The organism is Mycolicibacter nonchromogenicus (genome assembly GCF_002101775.1).
Lineage (GTDB): Bacteria > Actinomycetota > Actinomycetes > Mycobacteriales > Mycobacteriaceae > Mycobacterium > Mycobacterium nonchromogenicum.
In genome coordinates this window covers 44,186-61,382 of sequence record NZ_LQPI01000053.1, presented here as the reverse complement: position 1 = coordinate 61,382, position 17,197 = coordinate 44,186, and the positions used below count along the sequence as shown (strand labels likewise).

Genomic DNA, 17,197 nt, shown 5'->3' with positions numbered 1-17,197 from the left:
GCGGCAGTCATGACTTCGGCATCCGTTCTCGATTCCATCATCGAGGGAGTCTGCGCCGACCTTGCCGCCCGGGAGGCCCTGGTTCCGCTCGCGGAAGTCAAGGCAGCGGCCGAAGCCATGCCGCCGCCACTGGATGTGATGGCGGCGCTGCGCGAGCCCGGCATCGCGGTCATCGCCGAGGTGAAGCGCGCCAGTCCGTCCAAGGGCCAGCTGGCACCCATCGGCGACCCGGCGGAACTGGCCAGTTCCTACGCCGACGGCGGAGCCCGTGCGATCAGCGTGCTGACCGAACAGCGCCGGTTCAACGGCTCGCTGGCCGATCTGGACGCCGTGCGTGCTGCGGTGTCGGTCCCGGTGCTGCGCAAGGACTTTATCGTCAGTCCCTACCAGATTCACGAGGCTCGGGCCCACGGCGCAGACATGCTGCTGCTGATTGTGGCCGCGCTCGAGCAGCAGGCACTGGAGTCGATGCTGGACCGCACCGAGTCACTCGGCATGACCGCACTGGTCGAGGTGCACACCGAGGAAGAGGCTGACCGTGCGTTGACCGCCGGCGCCAAGGTGATCGGCGTCAATGCGCGTGACCTGACCACGCTGGAGGTCGACCGCGACTGCTTCGCGCGGATCGCTCCCGGACTGCCCACCGAGGTGGTCAAGATCGCCGAGTCCGGGGTGCGGGGCACCGCGGACCTGCTGGGCTACGCCGGTGCCGGCGCGGACGCCGTCCTGGTCGGTGAGGGACTGGTCACCAGTGGCGACCCGCGGGCGGCCGTTGCCGATTTGGTCAGTGCGGGTAAGCATCCGTCCTGCCCGAAGCCGGCCCGCTAAATGTCAGACACCTCGCCCCCGAGTCTTCCGCGCGCCAGCGCCGGAGTGGCTGAACCGACCGCACACGATCCGGATGCTCGTGGGCACTTCGGTGTCTACGGTGGCCGTTACGTCGCCGAAGCACTGATGGCCGTCATCGAAGAGGTCACCGCCGCCTACGACAAGGTGCGCAACGACCGGGAGTTCTTGGACACCCTCGACAACCTGCAGACGCACTACACCGGCCGTCCTTCGCCGCTGTATGAGGCCGAGCGCCTGACCGCGCACGCCGGCGGGGCCCGCATCTTCTTGAAGCGAGAAGACCTGAACCACACCGGTTCCCACAAGATCAACAACGTGCTCGGCCAGGCTCTGCTGGCCCGTCACATGGGCAAGACCCGGGTGATCGCCGAGACCGGCGCCGGTCAGCACGGAGTCGCCACCGCCACCGCCTGCGCCCTGCTCGGCCTGGAGTGCGTGATCTACATGGGTGCCGTCGACACGCGCCGGCAGGCGCTCAACGTGGCACGAATGCGACTGCTGGGCGCCGAGGTTGTCTCGGTCGAATCCGGTTCGCAGACCCTCAAGGACGCCATCAACGAGGCGTTCCGTGATTGGGTGACCAACGCTGATCGCACCTATTACTGCTTCGGCACGGCCGCTGGACCCCACCCGTTTCCGACCATGGTGCGCGACTTCCAGCGGATCGTCGGCCTGGAGACCCGTGTCCAGATCCAGCAGATGGCGGGCCGACTGCCCGACGCCGTGGTGGCATGCGTGGGTGGCGGATCGAACGCCATCGGCATCTTCCACGCCTTTCTCGACGACCCCACGGTCCGGTTGATCGGCTTCGAAGCCGGCGGCGACGGCGTCGACACCGGCCGGCACGCGGCGACATTCGCCGGGGGATCACCCGGCGCCTTCCAGGGATCGTTCTCCTACCTGCTGCAGGACGACGACGGTCAGACCATCGAGTCGCATTCGATCTCCGCCGGGCTGGATTACCCGGGAGTGGGCCCGGAGCACGCCTTTCTTCGAGAGATCGGGCGCGCCGAGTACCGACCGATCACCGACACCGAGGCCATGGATGCTTTCGGAATCCTTTGCCGCACTGAGGGAATCATTCCGGCAATCGAATCTGCACACGCAGTGGCCGGTGCGCTGAAGCTGGCGACCGAGCTGGGACCCGGCAAGGTCATCGTGGTCAACGTGTCCGGTCGTGGCGACAAGGACGTGGAGACGGCGGCCAAGTGGTTCGGTCTCTTCGACGAATCAGGAGACGCGTCGTGAGCGATCACGCCGGCGACCGGCTGGCCCCGATGTTCGCCGCGTGCCGAGCCGAGGGCCGCGCTGCGCTGATCGGCTATCTGCCGACCGGCTACCCGGACGTAGCGGGTTCCATCGCCGCGTTGACCGCCCTCGTCGAATCCGGGTGTGACCTCATCGAAGTCGGAGTGCCCTATTCCGATCCGGGAATGGACGGCCCGACCATCGCCCGCGCCACCGAAACCGCCTTGCAGGGCGGGGTTCGGGTGCGCGACACACTGACCGCGGTCGAGGCCATCACCAACGCCGGCGGGCGTGCCGTGGTCATGACCTACTGGAATCCGGTGCTGCGTTACGGCGTGGATGCGTTCGCCCGTGATCTGGCGTCGGCCGGTGGACTGGGTCTGATCACCCCGGATCTGATCGTCGACGAAGCAGATGACTGGTTGGCCGCCTCCGAACAGCACGCGTTGGATCGGATCTTCCTGGTGGCGCCCTCCTCGACACCGCAGCGCCTGTCCGAGACCGTCAAGGCGACCAGCGGATTCGTCTACGCCGCTTCCACCATGGGCGTCACCGGCGCCCGCAACACCGTGTCGAATGCGGCGCCGGAACTGGTGGCCAGGGTGCGGGAGATCTCCGACATCCCCGTCGGGGTGGGGCTGGGTGTGCGCTCGGGGGCGCAGGCCGCCGAGATCGGCGCCTACACCGACGGTGTCATCGTCGGCTCGGCGCTGGTCACCGCGCTCGCGGCCGGACTGCCCGAGCTTCGGGCGTTGACACAAGAGTTGGCTTCCGGTGTGCGGCAAAAGGTTTCCACGCGATGACGTTGGATTGGCTCACGTATTTCCCCAGTCCTGCGCGCGGTGTGTGGCACCTCGGTCCGGTGCCGATCCGGGCCTACGCGCTGTGCATCATCTTCGGCATCGTTGTCGCCCTGCTGCTCGGTGATCGCCGGTGGCGGGCTCGCGGCGGCGAACCGGGCGTCATCTACGACATCGCGCTGTGGGCGGTCCCGTTCGGACTGATCGGTGGCCGGCTCTATCACCTGATGACCGACTGGCGGACCTACTTCGGCGAGGGCGGCGTCGGATGGGAGGCCACGCCACGGATCTGGGACGGCGGCCTGGGGATCTGGGGTGCGGTGGCGCTCGGCGGGGTCGGGGCGTGGATCGGATGTCGACGCCGGGGGATCCCGCTGCCGGCGTTCGGCGACGCCATTGCCCCCGGGATCGTGTTGGCGCAGGCGATCGGGCGCATCGGCAACTACTTCAATCAGGAACTCTACGGCCGGGAGACCACCCTGCCATGGGGCCTGGAGATCTTCTGGCGCGAAGACGCTGCCGGGGTCCGCGACCCGCATCTGCTCGACGGTGTGTCCACCGGAGAGCTCTACAAGATCGTCCAGCCCACGTTCTTGTACGAATTGTTGTGGAACCTCGTGGTGTTCCTGGTGTTGATCTACGCCGACCGACGGTTCCGCATGGGGCATGGGCGGTTGTTCGCGCTCTACGTGGCCGGCTACTGCATCGGCCGCTTCGGGATCGAGCTGCTCCGTGACGACGCGGCGACCCATATCGCCGGAATCCGGGTCAACTCCTTCACATCGACCTTCGTGTTCATTGGCGCGGTGGTGTACATCCTGCTTGCCACCAAGGGGCGAGAGGATCCCGAAGTCATCCGTCGCGGTTGGCAGCCTGCGGAGATCACCGACGGCGACGCAGGCGCACCGGCCGAGTCTGAGGCCGAGCCGCCAGCGCACGACGGCTCGGACGACAAAGAACTGGTGGCGGGTGTCGGCACGGTGGTTCGGGTGCCGAAAAGGCTTACCGGGGACGCCGAATCGGCCGATCACGACATCGATGAGGAACCTGAGCCGTCCGACGAGCAGGAGCTGCTCGCCGAGCCCGATGCCCAGGACGACGCTGAGGTCCCTGAAGAGGCCCCTGACGAGACGCCTGAAGAGGCGCCCGACGAGGCTGTCGACAAGGCCGGGGACGGCGACGCGGAGAGTTCCGACGAGCCAGAGGCCACCGAGCAGCAGGAAGCGGACGAACTGAGTGACGTGGCGGCCGAGCCGGACGGGGCGGTCGATGCCGTCGACGACGAAGCCGAGCCCGACAGCGTGACCGAAGCCTCAGACACCGCCGAAGCCGACCAGCCTGACGAGACCACCGAGGAACCCGAAGCCGCAGCGGACGACGCGGCTGAACCAGACGGCGCCGACGAGTCTGTGGAAGACGAGTCAGCCGAACAGGACGCCGCTGACCAGTCTGACCAGCGCTGACAGCGGGCCCGGCACCGTATCGGGCATTTCTGGCATGCTGCAGACATGAGCGTTCCATCGTGGCCGCCGCCCGGGCCGCAGGGCGGGGGACAGCCCTACCCCCCGCCGGGCTATCCGGGCTACCCGGACGCGTGGGCGCCTTACGGCCGTCATCCGAAGACGGGGCAACCGTATTCGTCGAAGTCGAAAGTCACGGCCGCGCTGCTGCAGCTGTTGGGGTTCTTCGGTTTCCTCGGCTTCGGCCGCATCTACCTGGGCCAGACCCGACTTGGCCTGGTGCAGCTGGTGATCGGGGTGCTGGCGACCATCACCACCTACGGGCTCGGCATCACCGTGCCGTTCGTCTGGGGTGTCATCGACGCGATCCTGATGCTCACCGGACGCGTGCACGACAAGCAGGGGCTACCGCTGCGCGACGGCACCTGACCGCGCGCCGCACCCGTGCGTCACATGGATTTTCGTTACCCGCAACCATTCCTGAGGAACTCAGCTCAGCCGGCCCGACTATGCTGGCGACGTGAATAGACGCGGAAAGATCGTCTGCACTCTTGGTCCCGTGACCAACTCCGCGGAGATGGTCCGGGCTCTGGTCGACGCGGGCATGGACGTGGCCCGGCTGAACTTCAGCCACGGTGACCACGAGGACCATCAGGCGTCCTACGAGTGGGTGCGCGCCGCGTCGGATGCGACCGGGCGGGCGGTCGGTGTCCTCGCCGACCTGCAGGGTCCCAAGATCCGCTTGGGACGTTTCGCTGACGGCCCCGTGTACTGGGCCAACGGCGAGACGGTGCGGATCACCGTCGCCGACTGCCCCGGCGACCACGATCGGGTGTCGACCACCTACAAGCAGCTCGCCGCTGATGCAGCACCGGGCGACCGGGTGCTGGTCGACGACGGCAAGGTCGGCCTGGTGGTGGAGCACATCGACGGTGACGACGTGGTCTGCACGGTCACCGATGGTGGTCCGGTCAGCAATAACAAGGGCCTGTCACTGCCGGGCATGAAGGTCTCCGCTCCGGCGCTGTCGGAAAAGGACATCGAGGACCTGGAGTTCGCGCTGACGCTCGGCGTGGACATCGTGGCCCTGTCGTTCGTGCGCTCGCCGTCGGACGTGGAGCTGGTGCACGAGGTGATGGACCGGGTCGGCCGCCGCGTCCCGGTGGTCGCCAAGTTGGAGAAGCCGGAGGCCATCGAGAACCTTGAGGCCGTGGTCCTGGCGTTCGACGCCGTCATGGTGGCCCGCGGCGATCTGGGCGTGGAGCTGGCACTCGAAGAGGTGCCGCTGGTGCAGAAGCGGGTCATCCAGGTGGCACGTGAGAACGCGCGCCCGGTGATCGTGGCCACCCAGATGCTGGAGTCGATGATCGAGAACTTCCGGCCCACCCGGGCGGAGGCGTCCGACGTGGCCAACGCGGTGCTCGACGGGGCCGACGCGGTGATGTTGTCCGGCGAGACGGCGGTGGGCAAGCACCCCCTGGATGCGGTGCGGACCATGAGCCGGATCATCTGCGCGGTGGAGCAGAATTCCACGGCGGCACCACCGTTGACGCACGTGCCGCGCACCAAGCGGGGCGTGATCTCCTTCGCGGCACGCGAGATCGGTGAGCGCTTGGACGCCAAGGCATTGGTGGCGTTCACCCAGTCGGGCGACACCGTGCGCCGGTTGGCTCGGCTGCACACCCCGCTGCCGTTGTTGGCGTTCACCGCGATGCCCGAGGTCCGCAGCCAGTTGGCGATGACCTGGGGGACAGAGACTTTCATCGTCCCGCAGGCACACTCCACCGACGGCATGATTCGCCAGGTGGACAAGGCACTGCTCGATCTGGGCCGCTACGAGCGTGGCGATCTGATGGTCATCGTCGCGGGGGCCCCGCCGGGAACGGAGGGCTCGACCAACATGATTCACGTGCACCGGATCGGGGAGGACGACATCTAGTGTCGTCCGAGCCGAATACGGATCTCGAGGAGCTGTTGGCCGTACTGGCCCTCACGAATGCCGACGACGACGTCTTCGTCGGATCGCACCCGAGCAAGACGCCGTTGCGCACCTTCGGCGGCCAACTGATGGCCCAGTCGTTCGTGGCGGCCAGCCGCACCGTCGCCGAGCATCTGCCGCCGGGCGCATTGTCGGTCCACTTCATCAATGGTGGCGATCCGACGCGCGACATCGAATTCCGGGTGCACCGACTGCGCGATGAACGCCGGTTCGCCAACCGCCGGGTCGACGCACTGCAGGGTGACACCCTGATCGCCACGTCGATGGTCTCTTATCTCTCCGGTGGGGCGGGGCTGGAACACAGCGTCGAGGCTCCCACGGTCGCTGAGCCCGAGGCTTTGCCCCGGTTGAGTGAACTGCTCACCGGCTACGAGGAAGTGGTCCCGGGCTTCGTCAAGGCGCCGCACCCGATCGAATGGCGCTACACCAACGACCCCGCCTGGGTGATGCGCGACAAGGGCGGTCAGCTGGACCACAACCGGGTCTGGGTGAAGGCCGACGGGCCGATCCCCGAGGACCCGGTGCTGCACGCAGCGATGATGGTCTATTCGTCGGACACCACGGTGCTCGACTCGATCATCACCACCCATGGCCTGTCCTGGGGGTTCGACCGGATCTTCGCGGCCAGCGCCAACCACACGCTGTGGTTTCACCGGCCGATACGGTTTGACGACTGGGTGCTGTACTCGACGTCGTCACCGGTGGCGGCGGACTCCCGCGGGTTGGGCACCGGACACTTCTTCGACCGGTCCGGGCAGCTGCTGGCCACCGTCACGCAAGAGGGCGTGCTGAAGTACTTCCCGAGCGCCAAACGCTAGGCCGTCAGGCCGGCATCAGCGTGGAGTCCGTCTCCTCCTGCACCCTGGGGGCGTCGGCCCCGCTGCCGAAGGTGTTTTCGAAGTGTTCGCGGAATTTCTCGGTGCACTGCTGCTGGGCGGCGGCGTCCGAACCGGCCTTGCTCATGCACTCCACGTAGTCGCCGGCGCCTGCGGTCCGCCAAATACCGACGTAGATGAAGATGCAGCCGATACCGGCGATCACCGCCAGCGCGCCCAGGACGATCCCGGCGAGCGCGACGCCGCCGTTGTCGGCTTCCCCTCGCTTGGCGCGGCCGCGGCCGATGAGCCCGAGCACGATGGCCGTCAGGCCCAGTCCCACGCCACCGACCACCGACAACGCGGTGACGATGCCGGCAATCGCCACGATCAGGGCTGCGATGCCCATGCCGTTCTTGAGCACCGCCGGCGCCCCTGGCGCGGGATAACCGGGGTACTGCCCGGGTGCCGGATACGGGTACGGGTAGCCCGGCGGGGGGTAGCTACCGCCGGGCGAGGGCCAGGACGGCTGAGACTCAGGCGACAGCGAGGGCATGCCGGACTCGGGCATTGAGCAGACTCCACATCAGAGCTTCAGGCAGTTGTGAAAACGGACCAGCACTCAGGGTACCCGCGACAGCCCGCCGGCGGCGGCCGTGGACTGTGGGACCCCGGTTACCCGGCCGACAGTGCGGTGGCCACCTTGCGGGACGCGCCGCGAATCCTGAGTGCGGTGACGATCTCCACGGCGCCGATGACGATCAGCCAGCTGCCGACGACCACCGCCAGCACCCACAGCGACGCGAACGGCGACGCCAGCGTCACCAGACCGGCCAGCAGACTGACCGCGCCGGTGAAGATCTGCCATCCGCGGCCGGGCAGCGCCGGGTCGCTGATGGCCGCCACGGCAGTCGCCACCCCACGGAAGATGAAGCCGACCGCGATCCAGATGGCCAGCAGCAGTACCGCCAGGGCTTCTTCGTCCGACTTGAAGTGCCGGAAGCACAGCACCGCCAGAATCACCGATGCGGTACCGCTGAGGAACAGCAGCACCCGTCCGCCGGCGGACATGACGGGAAGGCTGAAAGCGGAGATCACCTGCGCGACTCCGGTGACGACCAGGTACACCCCGAACAGCACAGCGGCGGCAAGGATGGTCCGGCCCGGCCAGGCCAGGACCAGTACACCCAAGACGACGGCCACGACACCGGAAACCAGTGTCGCCTTCCACAGATTCGGCAGCAGGTTCATTTCCATGGGCCGCAGTCTGACACAGATGCCGCGCTGCGGCCGGGATTTCAGCGTTCAGTGACCGGAGATGGCTTGTGTGGTCTGCCTCGCATAGATTTCGGCGAGGAAGTGCTCGACGGCTACCGCCGTGTGTGCGGCTCTTGGCGAGCCGAAGATGTCGAAAGCGTGCTGGGCCAAGGGCAACTCGGCATAGACCACCGGGTTCGTGCTGACTTTTCGTAGCCGGTCGGCGAATTCGCGGCCCTGCTCCACCGGCACCAACGAGTCATTGGTCCCGTGCAGGACGAAAAACGGTGGTGCATCGGGGGCGATATAGGTCATGGGGGAGGCGTCGCGGTAGGTCTCCGGGAAGCGCCGCCGGCTCTGCTTGAAGATGTAGGCGCCCAACGCCGGTGTCAGCAGCGGGTGCAATCCGGTCTCGCCGGTGAAGTCATAGATCCCGTAGAACGGGATCGCCGCGCGCACGCTGGTATCGGCGTCGGCGAAGCCCGGCTGAAACCGGGGATCATTGGCGGTCAACGCAGTCAGGGCGCACAGATGCCCGCCCGCGGAGCCACCAGTCACCGCGACCCAGTCCGGGTCGCCGCCGTATTCGGCGATGTGCGCCTTGGTCCACGCCAGTGCCCGCTTGACATCCACGATGTGGTCGGGCCAGGTGGACCGCGGGCTCAGTCGATAGTTGATCGACACACAGACCCAACCGCGTTCCACCAGGTGCGCCATCAGCGGATGTGCTTGACCGCGTTTGCTTCCCACCATCCAGGCGCCGCCGGGAATCTGCAGCAGCACCGGTGCGCGACCGTCGCGGGGAAGGTCGCGATGCCGCCACACATCGAGGGTGTTGCGGCCACCGTATTCGCCGTAGGGGATGTCGGAGTCGGTGGCGTAGTCCTTCCAGACCCGCATCATCCGCACCCCGCGGGGCGCTTTGGCGATCTCTTCGTTCGGCCCCGGCCGCTTCCACAGATCCCGGCTTTCGGTGCGCCGTCCCGCACCGAGTTCGGCATCCAGTGCCGTGGTCAACGGCCTGTTGGAGGTACGGCCCGCATAGTTCAGCCCCGCAAGCCCCAGCCACGACAACGCCGACAACAGCCAACTGACCCGCCGGGCCCGTGGCGACAGCCGCCGGCTGATCGCCGCCAACGCCGCGGACTGACCGGCGATGAGCTCCAGCGGCAACTCCGAGGCGAACAGGCCGAAGGCGAAGGCGTACAACGAGGGATATCCACGCTTTGCCAGCGGGCGATACCCGTTGATGGTGTTGGCCAGACCGGCCAGCGAACCGAGCACGGCCAAAAGCCTTCGCATTGCGCTCCTCAGCGTTTGTGGGACGACCTGATTCGGCACCCTACCGAAACCGGCCGAACCAGCGAATCTGTGCGGCGGTCCCAGCTTCGCCTCTCCTGCGTCGAGGCTCGCTGAACCACCGGATCTGTGCGGCGGTCCCAGCTTCGCCTCTCCTGCGTCGAGGCTCGCTGAACCACCGGGTCAGCCCGCTGGGGTCGCCGACAGAGATCGGGCCGCGGGACCGCGCGCGGCGGGGGTACGGGCGTCGACCAGAAACCAGGTGCGCATGACGCCCTTGCCTTTGACGTCGATGTCACCGCGCTCCTCGAACACGAAGTCGTCGCGCAGCCGGTCGTGGACCTCCTGCGGTACTTGGATGCGGTTGGGGACGCCGGTCGATTCCATCCGGGAGGCCAGATTCACCGCGTCGCCCCATACGTCGTAGAAGAACCGGCGATTGCCGACCACTCCGGCCACCACCGGCCCGGTGGCGAGCCCGATCCGCAAGGACACGGGCCGGCCCAGTGGGTCGCGCAGGTCGGCGATGGTGGCGGCGATGTCGAGCGCCAGCCGCGCCAGCGCGTGCAGGTGATCCGGTCGTGGATCGGGCACTCCGCTGACCACCATGTAGGAGTCGCCGCTGGTCTTGATCTTCTCCAGGCCGTGCTGATCGACCAGACGGTCCAGCCCGCTGTAGAGCTCGTTGAGGAATTCGACCAACTGGCCGGGGTCGGTCTGGCTGGCCCGGCGGGTGAAGTCGGCGATGTCGGCGAACAACACCGAGGCGTCCGGGTAGCTGTCGGCGATCACGTCCACCGCCGGGTTTTTCAGCCTGTCGGCGACCGTCGTGGGCAAGATGTTGGCCAGTAGGGCTTCGGAGCGCTCGTATTCGGCTTCCATCGCCGATTCGGCGTGGGCGATCTCGCGCAGCGCGAACCAGACGGTGGCGACCATCATGAAACACGCCGAGACCACAACCAGCACAAACGACAAGTTGTGCAGCCACGGCGGCTGATGCAGGTTGTCGGGGGGCACCAAGAACTGCAGCGCGATCGTCAGCGCCGCACCGATACCGGCCACCACCGCCGCCAGCTTGATTCGGTCCACCCCGAGGATCAACACGCTGATCGAGGCGGACGCCACGAAGTAGAACTGGATGCCCGACCCGGTTCCCACCACCCAGCAGACGACGGAGGTGGTCAGGTAGGCGATTCCGACAAAGGCCAGGGGAGCGATGAGCTCCCCGTAGCGGTAGAGCAGCGGGGTCAGGGCCAGCGCGGCGGCGGCGACGAGGTTGATCGCGCCGATCCACCAGTACTTGGGGTCCACCCAGATCTCCAGCAATCCCCAGCCCGCGCTGATGAGCGCGGCCAGCCCGGCAGACAACTTGAGGATCCGCAGTCGTTGCGACACCCGGGCCGCGTAGTGCCGAGTGCGGGCCGGTATGCAGTGTGTGCGCCGGTAGGGGCTCTGCGCCTCGGCAGGCACCGCGAGGAACCGCTTGACGGACACAACCGACAGCCTAATCCGCCCGACGTGGCCGTTGGCGGTTTCACCAGGCCGGGAGCTGTGCCTCTAGGGTCAGGCCTCATGGTGATGCGATCCGTCGCGCTGTTCGTGTTGGCCGCCATCGCCGAAATCGGCGGGGCGTGGCTGGTGTGGCAGGGGGTGCGCGAACAGCGGGGCCTGCTGTGGGCTGGGGCCGGGGTCATCGCGCTGGGGCTGTACGGCTTCGTGGCAACACTGCAGCCCGAGGCCCAATTCGGGCGAATCCTGGCCGCCTACGGTGGGGTGTTCGTCGCCGGCTCGCTGGCCTGGGGAATGGCGTTCGACGGATTCCGACCCGACCGGGCCGACGTGCTGGGTGCGCTGATCTGTCTGATCGGGGTGGGCGTGATCATGTATTGGCCGCGCTGAGGCGCATCAGCCGACCGGTTCGATGCCCGCGCCTGAGATCACGAAGCCGCGGCCGGATGAGTCGACAGTGCAGGTCACGCCGGTGGCTTCGGACTGGCAGTTGAACGGGCCGGCATCCGCGCTCTGGCCGAAGGGAAGAATCGGTTGGTCGTACGGGGGATCGGACAGGCACTCGACGCTGTCCGAGCAGATCGACAACTCCCCGTCGCTGTCCATCGATACGTGCTGCGGCGGATTCACCGTCATGCAATAGGCCGAATCGGGCAGATCCGCTCGCCGGTAAGTGATTTCGCAGTTGATGCCGGCCCGCGTCCCGAAAAACGGCACAAAGGGCAGCTGGCACGATTCGCAGTCCTCGTCGTCACTGGGTGCGGCAGCGAGCTCTTGCAGCGGGTCGCCCTGTAGCAGCAGGTTGCCACCGATGCCGCCGTCATGGCCGGGTGATGCGTCCGCGTATTGCGCACGAGCTTTGGCCGGCACGTGCTTGGTGTCCGACGCGTGGTTCGACGACCACAGGAGAAAGCCGACCGAGACGCCCAACAGCGCAATGAGTACGCCCAGCACGGTCTTCCTCAATGGCCCTCCTCGGCTGCCGTAACCCCGGCGTGGCCGAGTCTAGGTTTCCGAAGGAGCTTGGGTGGTGCTAATGGCAAACCATCGCGCAGTGAGCCGGCTGATGGTCAGCGCGCGCAATAACAATCGGTCTGAACGGTAGATGCTGACCGACGGCCCCGTGACCGGGCGGCTCTCTTTATTCGTGGTGCCCTCGGTGAGATTCGAACTCACACTGCACGGGTTTTGAATCCGTTTCCTCTGCCAGTTGGGATACGAGGGCCAGCGCGTATCTGCGGCTTCCCACCTTAGACGATGACCCTCAGGGTTGCCCCAGCCGGCAGCCACGACAGAATAGGGGTATGACCAACCCCACGTCCGACAGCAGCCCGAGCCCAGCCCGGCGGGTGCTGATCGCCGAGGATGAGGCGCTGATCCGGCTGGATCTCGCCGAGATGTTGCGCGAAGAGGGCTACGAGGTGGTGGGCGAGGCCGGCGACGGGCAGGAAGCGGTCGAGCTGGCCGAACAGCTGCGACCGGACCTGGTGATCCTCGACGTGAAGATGCCGCGCCGAGACGGCATCGACGCGGCGTCCGAGATCGCCGCCAAGCGGATCGCACCGATCGTCATCCTGACCGCGTTCAGCCAGCGCGACCTGGTGGAACGGGCCCGTGATGCCGGGGCGATGGCCTATCTGGTCAAGCCGTTCACCGCCGGCGACCTGGTACCGGCCATCGAGCTGGCGGTCAGCCGGGCCGACGAGATCACCGCCCTGGAGCGCGAGGTCACCAACCTGTCCGAGCAGCTGGAAACCCGCAAGCTGGTGGAGCGGGCCAAGGGCGTGCTGCAGACCGTGCACGGCCTGACCGAACCCGAGGCCTTCAAGTGGATCCAGCGCGCCGCGATGGATAAGCGGACCACCATGCGCCAGGTCGCCGAGGTGGTGCTGGAAAACGTCGCGAGCCCGGCCAACCCGCCTGCCTGATCGCCACGCCACCAACTGCAGCTGAGCCCCGCGGCGCTGGTTCAACCAGTACGCTCGATGGCGTGCAGCGCAGAATCATGGGCATTGAGACGGAGTTCGGTGTCACCTGCACCTTCCACGGCCATCGGAGGTTGTCGCCCGACGAGGTGGCGCGCTATCTGTTCCGCCGGGTGGTGTCGTGGGGGCGTAGTTCGAATGTGTTCCTGCGCAACGGAGCTCGGTTGTATCTCGATGTCGGAAGTCATCCTGAGTACGCCACCGCCGAGTGCGACAACCTGATTCAGCTGGTCACCCACGACCGCGCCGGCGAACGTGTCCTGGAAGACCTGCTGATCGACGCCGAGCAGCGGCTGGCCGATGAGGGCATCGGCGGCGACATCTACCTGTTCAAGAACAACACCGATTCGGCGGGCAACTCCTACGGCTGCCACGAGAACTATCTGATCGTGCGGGCCGGGGAATTCTCCCGGATCTCCGACGTGCTGCTGCCGTTCCTGGTGACCCGCCAGCTGATCTGCGGCGCCGGCAAGGTGCTGCAGACCCCCAAAGCCGCCACGTTCTGCCTGTCCCAGCGTGCCGAGCACATCTGGGAAGGCGTCTCGAGCGCGACCACCCGGTCCAGGCCGATCATCAACACCCGCGACGAGCCGCACGCCGACGCCGAGAAGTACCGGCGCCTGCACGTCATCGTCGGCGACTCCAACATGTCCGAGACCTCGACTCTGCTCAAGGTGGGCAGTGCGGCACTGGTGCTGGAGATGATCGAAGCGGGGGTGTCCTTCCGGGACTTCTCGTTGGACAACCCGATCCGGGCGATCCGCGAGGTCAGTCACGACATCACCGGCCGGCGGCCGGTTCGCCTGGCCGGCGGTCGTCAGGCCGGTGCTCTCGACATCCAGCGCGAGTACTACGGGCGGGCGGTGGAGTACGTGCAGACCCGGGCCAGCAACCCCCAGCTCGAGCAGGTCATCGATCTGTGGGGCCGCCAGCTCGACGCCGTGGAAACGCAGGACTTCGCCAAGGTGGACACCGAGATCGACTGGGTGATCAAGCGAAAGCTGTTCCAGCGCTACCAGGACCGCTACAACATGGAGCTCTCCGATCCCAAGATCGCCCAGCTGGACCTGGCCTATCACGACATCAAGCGCGGCCGCGGCGTGTTCGATCTGCTGCAGCGCAAGGGACTGGCCACCCGTGTCACCACCGACGAGGAAGTCGACGAGGCCGTCGACACCCCGCCCCAGACCACCCGTGCCAAACTGCGCGGTGAATTCATCAGTGCCGCACAGGCGGCCGGCCGTGACTTCACCGTCGACTGGGTGCACCTCAAGCTCAACGACCAGGCCCAGCGCACCGTGCTGTGCAAGGACCCCTTCCGGTCGGTCGACGAGCGGGTCAAGCGCCTGATCGCCAGCATGTAGCGGACCCGAGACCTGCAACTAAACACCTGCGTAACCCGCGCGCCTTATTCTGTCTTGTCATGGCACCAACTGCGAAGGTCGAGCGACTACTCAATCTCGTCATCGCGTTGCTGGCCACCCGCCGCTATCTGACCGCGGAGAAGATCCGCGCCACCGTGAAGGGCTACGGCGAAAGCCCCAGCGACGAGGCGTTCTCCCGGATGTTCGAGCGTGACAAGAACGAGCTGCGGGACCTCGGCATTCCGCTGGAGACCGGCAAGGTGTCGGCGTTCGAGACGGTGGAGGGATACCGGATCAACCCCGACGCCTACGCCCTGCCGGCCATCGACCTGACCCGCGAAGAGGCCGCCGCGGTGGCGATCGCGGTTCAGCTGTGGCAGTCACCGGAGCTGCGCGCCAACGCCGAGGGCGCCGTCGCCAAACTTCATGCCGCCGGTATCGACGTGGACGCGAAGCAGGCCGACGTGCTGGTGGCGCCGCCGACAGCGCTGCCGGGAATACACCGGGCCGAACCGGCGCTGGGCGCGCTGATGGATGCCGTCCAGGCGGGACAGGCTGTGCAGTTCGAGCACCGCCCCTCACCGGTCGAGCCCTACGTCACCCGCACCCTCGAACCGTGGGGCGTGGTCACCCACACCGGCCGCTGGTACGTGGTCGGCCACGATCGCGACCGCAACGCGGTACGCACCTTCCGGATGTCGAGGATCGGCCCGGACGTTCGGCCGATCGGGCCGGCCGGCGCCGTCACCCGGCCCGACGACGCCGACCTGCGCGCGATCGTCGCCGAGGCCGTCGGCGATGCGCCCAGCGGGCTGCAGGCACGCATCTGGGTCGCCGATGGCCGGGCCGTGGCGCTGCGCCGGGCCGGCACCGTGCTGGCCCGCCAGACACTCACCGGCCGTGACGGCGACATCATCGGCGTCGACATCGGAACCTATGACCGGTTGGCCAGGGAGATCGCCGGTTACGGGGCTGATGCCGTTGTCCTGGACCCGCCGTCCCTACGTGACGACGTGGTGGCGCGCCTGAGCGCCCGCGCGGGGGAGGTGCCGGTGTGACCCAGCTGTCGAAACGCCTGGTGCGGCTACTGAACATGGTGCCGTACCTGCAGGCCCGCCCCGGGATCACCAAGAAGCAGGCCGCCGCCGAACTCGGCGTGAGCCTCAGCCAGCTGCAGAGCGACCTGGAGCAGTTGGCCGTGTGCGGCCTGCCCGGCTACGACCCCGGCGATCTGATCGACGTGACGTTCTATGAGGACCGTCTGGACGTGTTCCAATCTGCCGGAGTCGATCGGCCACTGCGGCTGACGTCGCGGGAGGCCACGGTCCTGCTGATGGCGTTGCGCACCCTGGTCGACATGCCCGGCATCGTCGACCCACGGGCCGCCCGCAGTGCGATCGCCAAGATCGAGGAGGCCGCCGGCGCCGCAGCACCGGCAGGGCCCGTCTCAGTCACCCACGACCCGTCGGCCGCCGACCTGGTCCGCGACGGCGTCCAGCAGCACCGAGCGCTGGCAATCGACTACTACGCGGCGTCCCGCGACAGCATGTCGCATCGGGTCGTGGACCCGATCCGGGTGGTGTTGATCGGCGCACACAGTTACCTGGAGGCGTGGTGCCGCGACTCCCAGGGCGTGCGGTTGTTCCGGTTCGACCGCATTGACGACGTCCGACTGCTCGACGAGCCGTCGGCACCGCCGGAGCCGGCGCTGCAGGCCGAAACCGACACCTCGCTCTTCGATGCCGACCCGTCGCTGCCGGTCGCCATCGTGCGGGTGGCGCCGTCGGCGGCGTGGATGTTCGAGTACTACCCGATGCAGGATCTCAGCGAGCTCGCCGATGGCTGGCGCGAAGCCCGTCTGACCTACGCCTCCGATGAGTGGCTGATCCGGCTGCTGCTGGGTATGGGCGATGAAGTGCAGGTGATCTCGCCGGAATCGGTCGTCACCGGGCTGCGTGAGGCGTCAACCGCCGCACTGGCGATGTATGAGGTCAGCCCGTGACGGCCTACACCGCCGGAACCCTCGTGGCCGACCTCGTCTTTCTGGCCGTGATGGTGGGAATCGTGGTGGCCATCGTTTTTCTGGTCAAGGCCAGAGTGACGCGCGCTGAGCAGCTGCCCGTGATTCCGGACTGGTATCCCGATCCGTCTGACGCCGAGCAGCTGCGCTACTTCGACGGCCAGAGCTGGACCGACGAGACCCGGCCGCGGGACGCCCCACCGGGTTAGTTCCAGCTTCGGCTCTCCTTCGTCGAGCCTCGCTGAACCGCCCGGTTCATGCGGCGGTTCCAGCTCCGGCTCTCCTTCGTCGAGCCTCGCTGAACCGCCGGGCCCCCGAGCTGCGGTAGCATCGTGGCGACGTCTGGAGGTAACCAAAGTGAACGCTTTAGGACCGTCGCACCTGGCGATCCTCGCCGTCGCCGTGATCATTCTTTTCGGCGCCAAGCGACTGCCCGATGCGGCACGCTCGCTCGGCAAGTCGCTGCGCATCTTCAAGTCCGAGGTCCGCGAGCTGCAGAACGAGAACAAGCCGGATTCGACTGCCACCTCGACCACCGTCGCGTCCGAGCGGGTCGATCCGCCGGCAGCCGGCGGCCAGTCGGCGTAACCCG

19 protein-coding genes and 1 tRNA gene are annotated in these 17,197 nt (G+C 67.3%); 14 read left to right on the top strand and 6 right to left on the bottom strand.

Annotated features, from left to right (window positions below; translation table 11 throughout):
* Positions 1–9 precede the first annotated feature (9 nt).
* The 7 genes from trpC to AWC18_RS14845 all read left to right on the top strand — a co-directional run bounded on the left by trpC (position 10) and on the right by AWC18_RS14845 (position 7,174).
* On the top strand, positions 10–828 hold the full coding sequence (trpC, locus tag AWC18_RS14875) for an indole-3-glycerol phosphate synthase TrpC (RefSeq protein ID WP_064996170.1): 819 nt from the start codon (positions 10–12) through the stop codon (positions 826–828).
* On the top strand, positions 829–2,097 hold the full coding sequence (gene trpB, locus AWC18_RS14870) for a tryptophan synthase subunit beta (RefSeq protein ID WP_064996169.1): 1,269 nt from the start codon (positions 829–831) through the stop codon (positions 2,095–2,097). It begins immediately after the preceding gene.
* A gap of 29 nt (positions 2,098–2,126) precedes the next feature.
* Positions 2,127–2,900: a tryptophan synthase subunit alpha gene (gene trpA, locus AWC18_RS14865; RefSeq protein WP_234806540.1), complete on the top strand. Its 774-nt coding sequence runs from the start codon at positions 2,127–2,129 to the stop codon at positions 2,898–2,900.
* Complete coding sequence (gene lgt / locus AWC18_RS14860) at positions 2,897–4,360, top strand: prolipoprotein diacylglyceryl transferase (protein WP_085139224.1); 1,464 nt, start codon at positions 2,897–2,899, stop codon at positions 4,358–4,360. The genes trpA and lgt overlap by 4 nt, the downstream gene beginning before the upstream one ends.
* A 45-nt stretch (positions 4,361–4,405) precedes the next feature.
* Positions 4,406–4,786: an NINE protein gene (locus AWC18_RS14855; RefSeq protein WP_064996167.1), complete on the top strand. Its 381-nt coding sequence runs from the start codon at positions 4,406–4,408 to the stop codon at positions 4,784–4,786.
* A gap of 91 nt (positions 4,787–4,877) precedes the next feature.
* A complete protein-coding gene (gene pyk / locus AWC18_RS14850) occupies positions 4,878–6,296 on the top strand; it encodes a pyruvate kinase (RefSeq protein ID WP_085139223.1) in 1,419 nt (472 codons plus the stop codon).
* The gene (locus AWC18_RS14845; RefSeq protein WP_064996165.1) at positions 6,296–7,174 is read left to right on the top strand and encodes an acyl-CoA thioesterase II; all 879 of its coding nucleotides are present in this window, start codon (positions 6,296–6,298) and stop codon (positions 7,172–7,174) included. Before pyk ends, AWC18_RS14845 begins: the two co-directional genes overlap by 1 nt.
* Positions 7,175–7,178: 4 nt before the next feature.
* Here the strand turns inward: AWC18_RS14845 and AWC18_RS14840 are convergent, their stop codons facing one another.
* From AWC18_RS14840 to AWC18_RS14825, 4 genes are all read right to left on the bottom strand, one after another.
* Complete coding sequence (locus tag AWC18_RS14840; protein ID WP_064996164.1) at positions 7,179–7,742, bottom strand: DUF4190 domain-containing protein; 564 nt, start codon at positions 7,740–7,742, stop codon at positions 7,179–7,181.
* Positions 7,743–7,846: 104 nt separating this feature from the next.
* Positions 7,847–8,428, bottom strand: coding sequence for an HdeD family acid-resistance protein (locus AWC18_RS14835; protein WP_085139222.1), 582 nt, complete (start codon positions 8,426–8,428; stop codon positions 7,847–7,849).
* Positions 8,429–8,476: 48 nt separating this feature from the next.
* Positions 8,477–9,730: an alpha/beta hydrolase gene (locus AWC18_RS14830; protein WP_109470254.1), complete on the bottom strand. Its 1,254-nt coding sequence runs from the start codon at positions 9,728–9,730 to the stop codon at positions 8,477–8,479.
* Between the two features lie 180 nt (positions 9,731–9,910).
* The gene (locus AWC18_RS14825; RefSeq protein WP_064996162.1) at positions 9,911–11,221 is read right to left on the bottom strand and encodes an adenylate/guanylate cyclase domain-containing protein; all 1,311 of its coding nucleotides are present in this window, start codon (positions 11,219–11,221) and stop codon (positions 9,911–9,913) included.
* 78 nt (positions 11,222–11,299) lie between these two features.
* Between AWC18_RS14825 and AWC18_RS14820 the strand changes: the two genes are divergently transcribed.
* Positions 11,300–11,626: a YnfA family protein gene (locus AWC18_RS14820; protein ID WP_064996161.1), complete on the top strand. Its 327-nt coding sequence runs from the start codon at positions 11,300–11,302 to the stop codon at positions 11,624–11,626.
* Positions 11,627–11,632: 6 nt separating this feature from the next.
* Here the strand turns inward: AWC18_RS14820 and AWC18_RS14815 are convergent, their stop codons facing one another.
* Complete coding sequence (locus tag AWC18_RS14815; protein WP_131810615.1) at positions 11,633–12,202, bottom strand: hypothetical protein; 570 nt, start codon at positions 12,200–12,202, stop codon at positions 11,633–11,635.
* Between the two features lie 182 nt (positions 12,203–12,384).
* A tRNA-Leu gene (locus tag AWC18_RS14810) sits at positions 12,385–12,461 on the bottom strand.
* Between the two features lie 79 nt (positions 12,462–12,540).
* Here AWC18_RS14810 and AWC18_RS14805 point away from each other — a divergent pair.
* The 6 genes from AWC18_RS14805 to tatA all read left to right on the top strand — a co-directional run bounded on the left by AWC18_RS14805 (position 12,541) and on the right by tatA (position 17,193).
* Positions 12,541–13,164, top strand: coding sequence for a two-component system response regulator PdtaR (locus AWC18_RS14805; RefSeq protein WP_064996159.1), 624 nt, complete (start codon positions 12,541–12,543; stop codon positions 13,162–13,164).
* A 62-nt stretch (positions 13,165–13,226) separates the two neighbouring features.
* On the top strand, positions 13,227–14,585 hold the full coding sequence (gene pafA, locus AWC18_RS14800; RefSeq protein ID WP_109470253.1) for a Pup--protein ligase: 1,359 nt from the start codon (positions 13,227–13,229) through the stop codon (positions 14,583–14,585).
* Between the two features lie 59 nt (positions 14,586–14,644).
* On the top strand, positions 14,645–15,643 hold the full coding sequence (locus tag AWC18_RS14795; RefSeq protein WP_085139221.1) for a helix-turn-helix transcriptional regulator: 999 nt from the start codon (positions 14,645–14,647) through the stop codon (positions 15,641–15,643).
* On the top strand, positions 15,640–16,587 hold the full coding sequence (locus AWC18_RS14790) for a helix-turn-helix transcriptional regulator (protein WP_085139220.1): 948 nt from the start codon (positions 15,640–15,642) through the stop codon (positions 16,585–16,587). The genes AWC18_RS14795 and AWC18_RS14790 overlap by 4 nt, the downstream gene beginning before the upstream one ends.
* Complete coding sequence (locus AWC18_RS14785; RefSeq protein WP_085139219.1) at positions 16,584–16,814, top strand: DUF2510 domain-containing protein; 231 nt, start codon at positions 16,584–16,586, stop codon at positions 16,812–16,814. The genes AWC18_RS14790 and AWC18_RS14785 overlap by 4 nt, the downstream gene beginning before the upstream one ends.
* Positions 16,815–16,962: 148 nt before the next feature.
* On the top strand, positions 16,963–17,193 hold the full coding sequence (tatA, locus tag AWC18_RS14780) for a Sec-independent protein translocase subunit TatA (protein ID WP_085139218.1): 231 nt from the start codon (positions 16,963–16,965) through the stop codon (positions 17,191–17,193).
* The last annotated feature ends 4 nt before the right edge of the window (positions 17,194–17,197 follow it).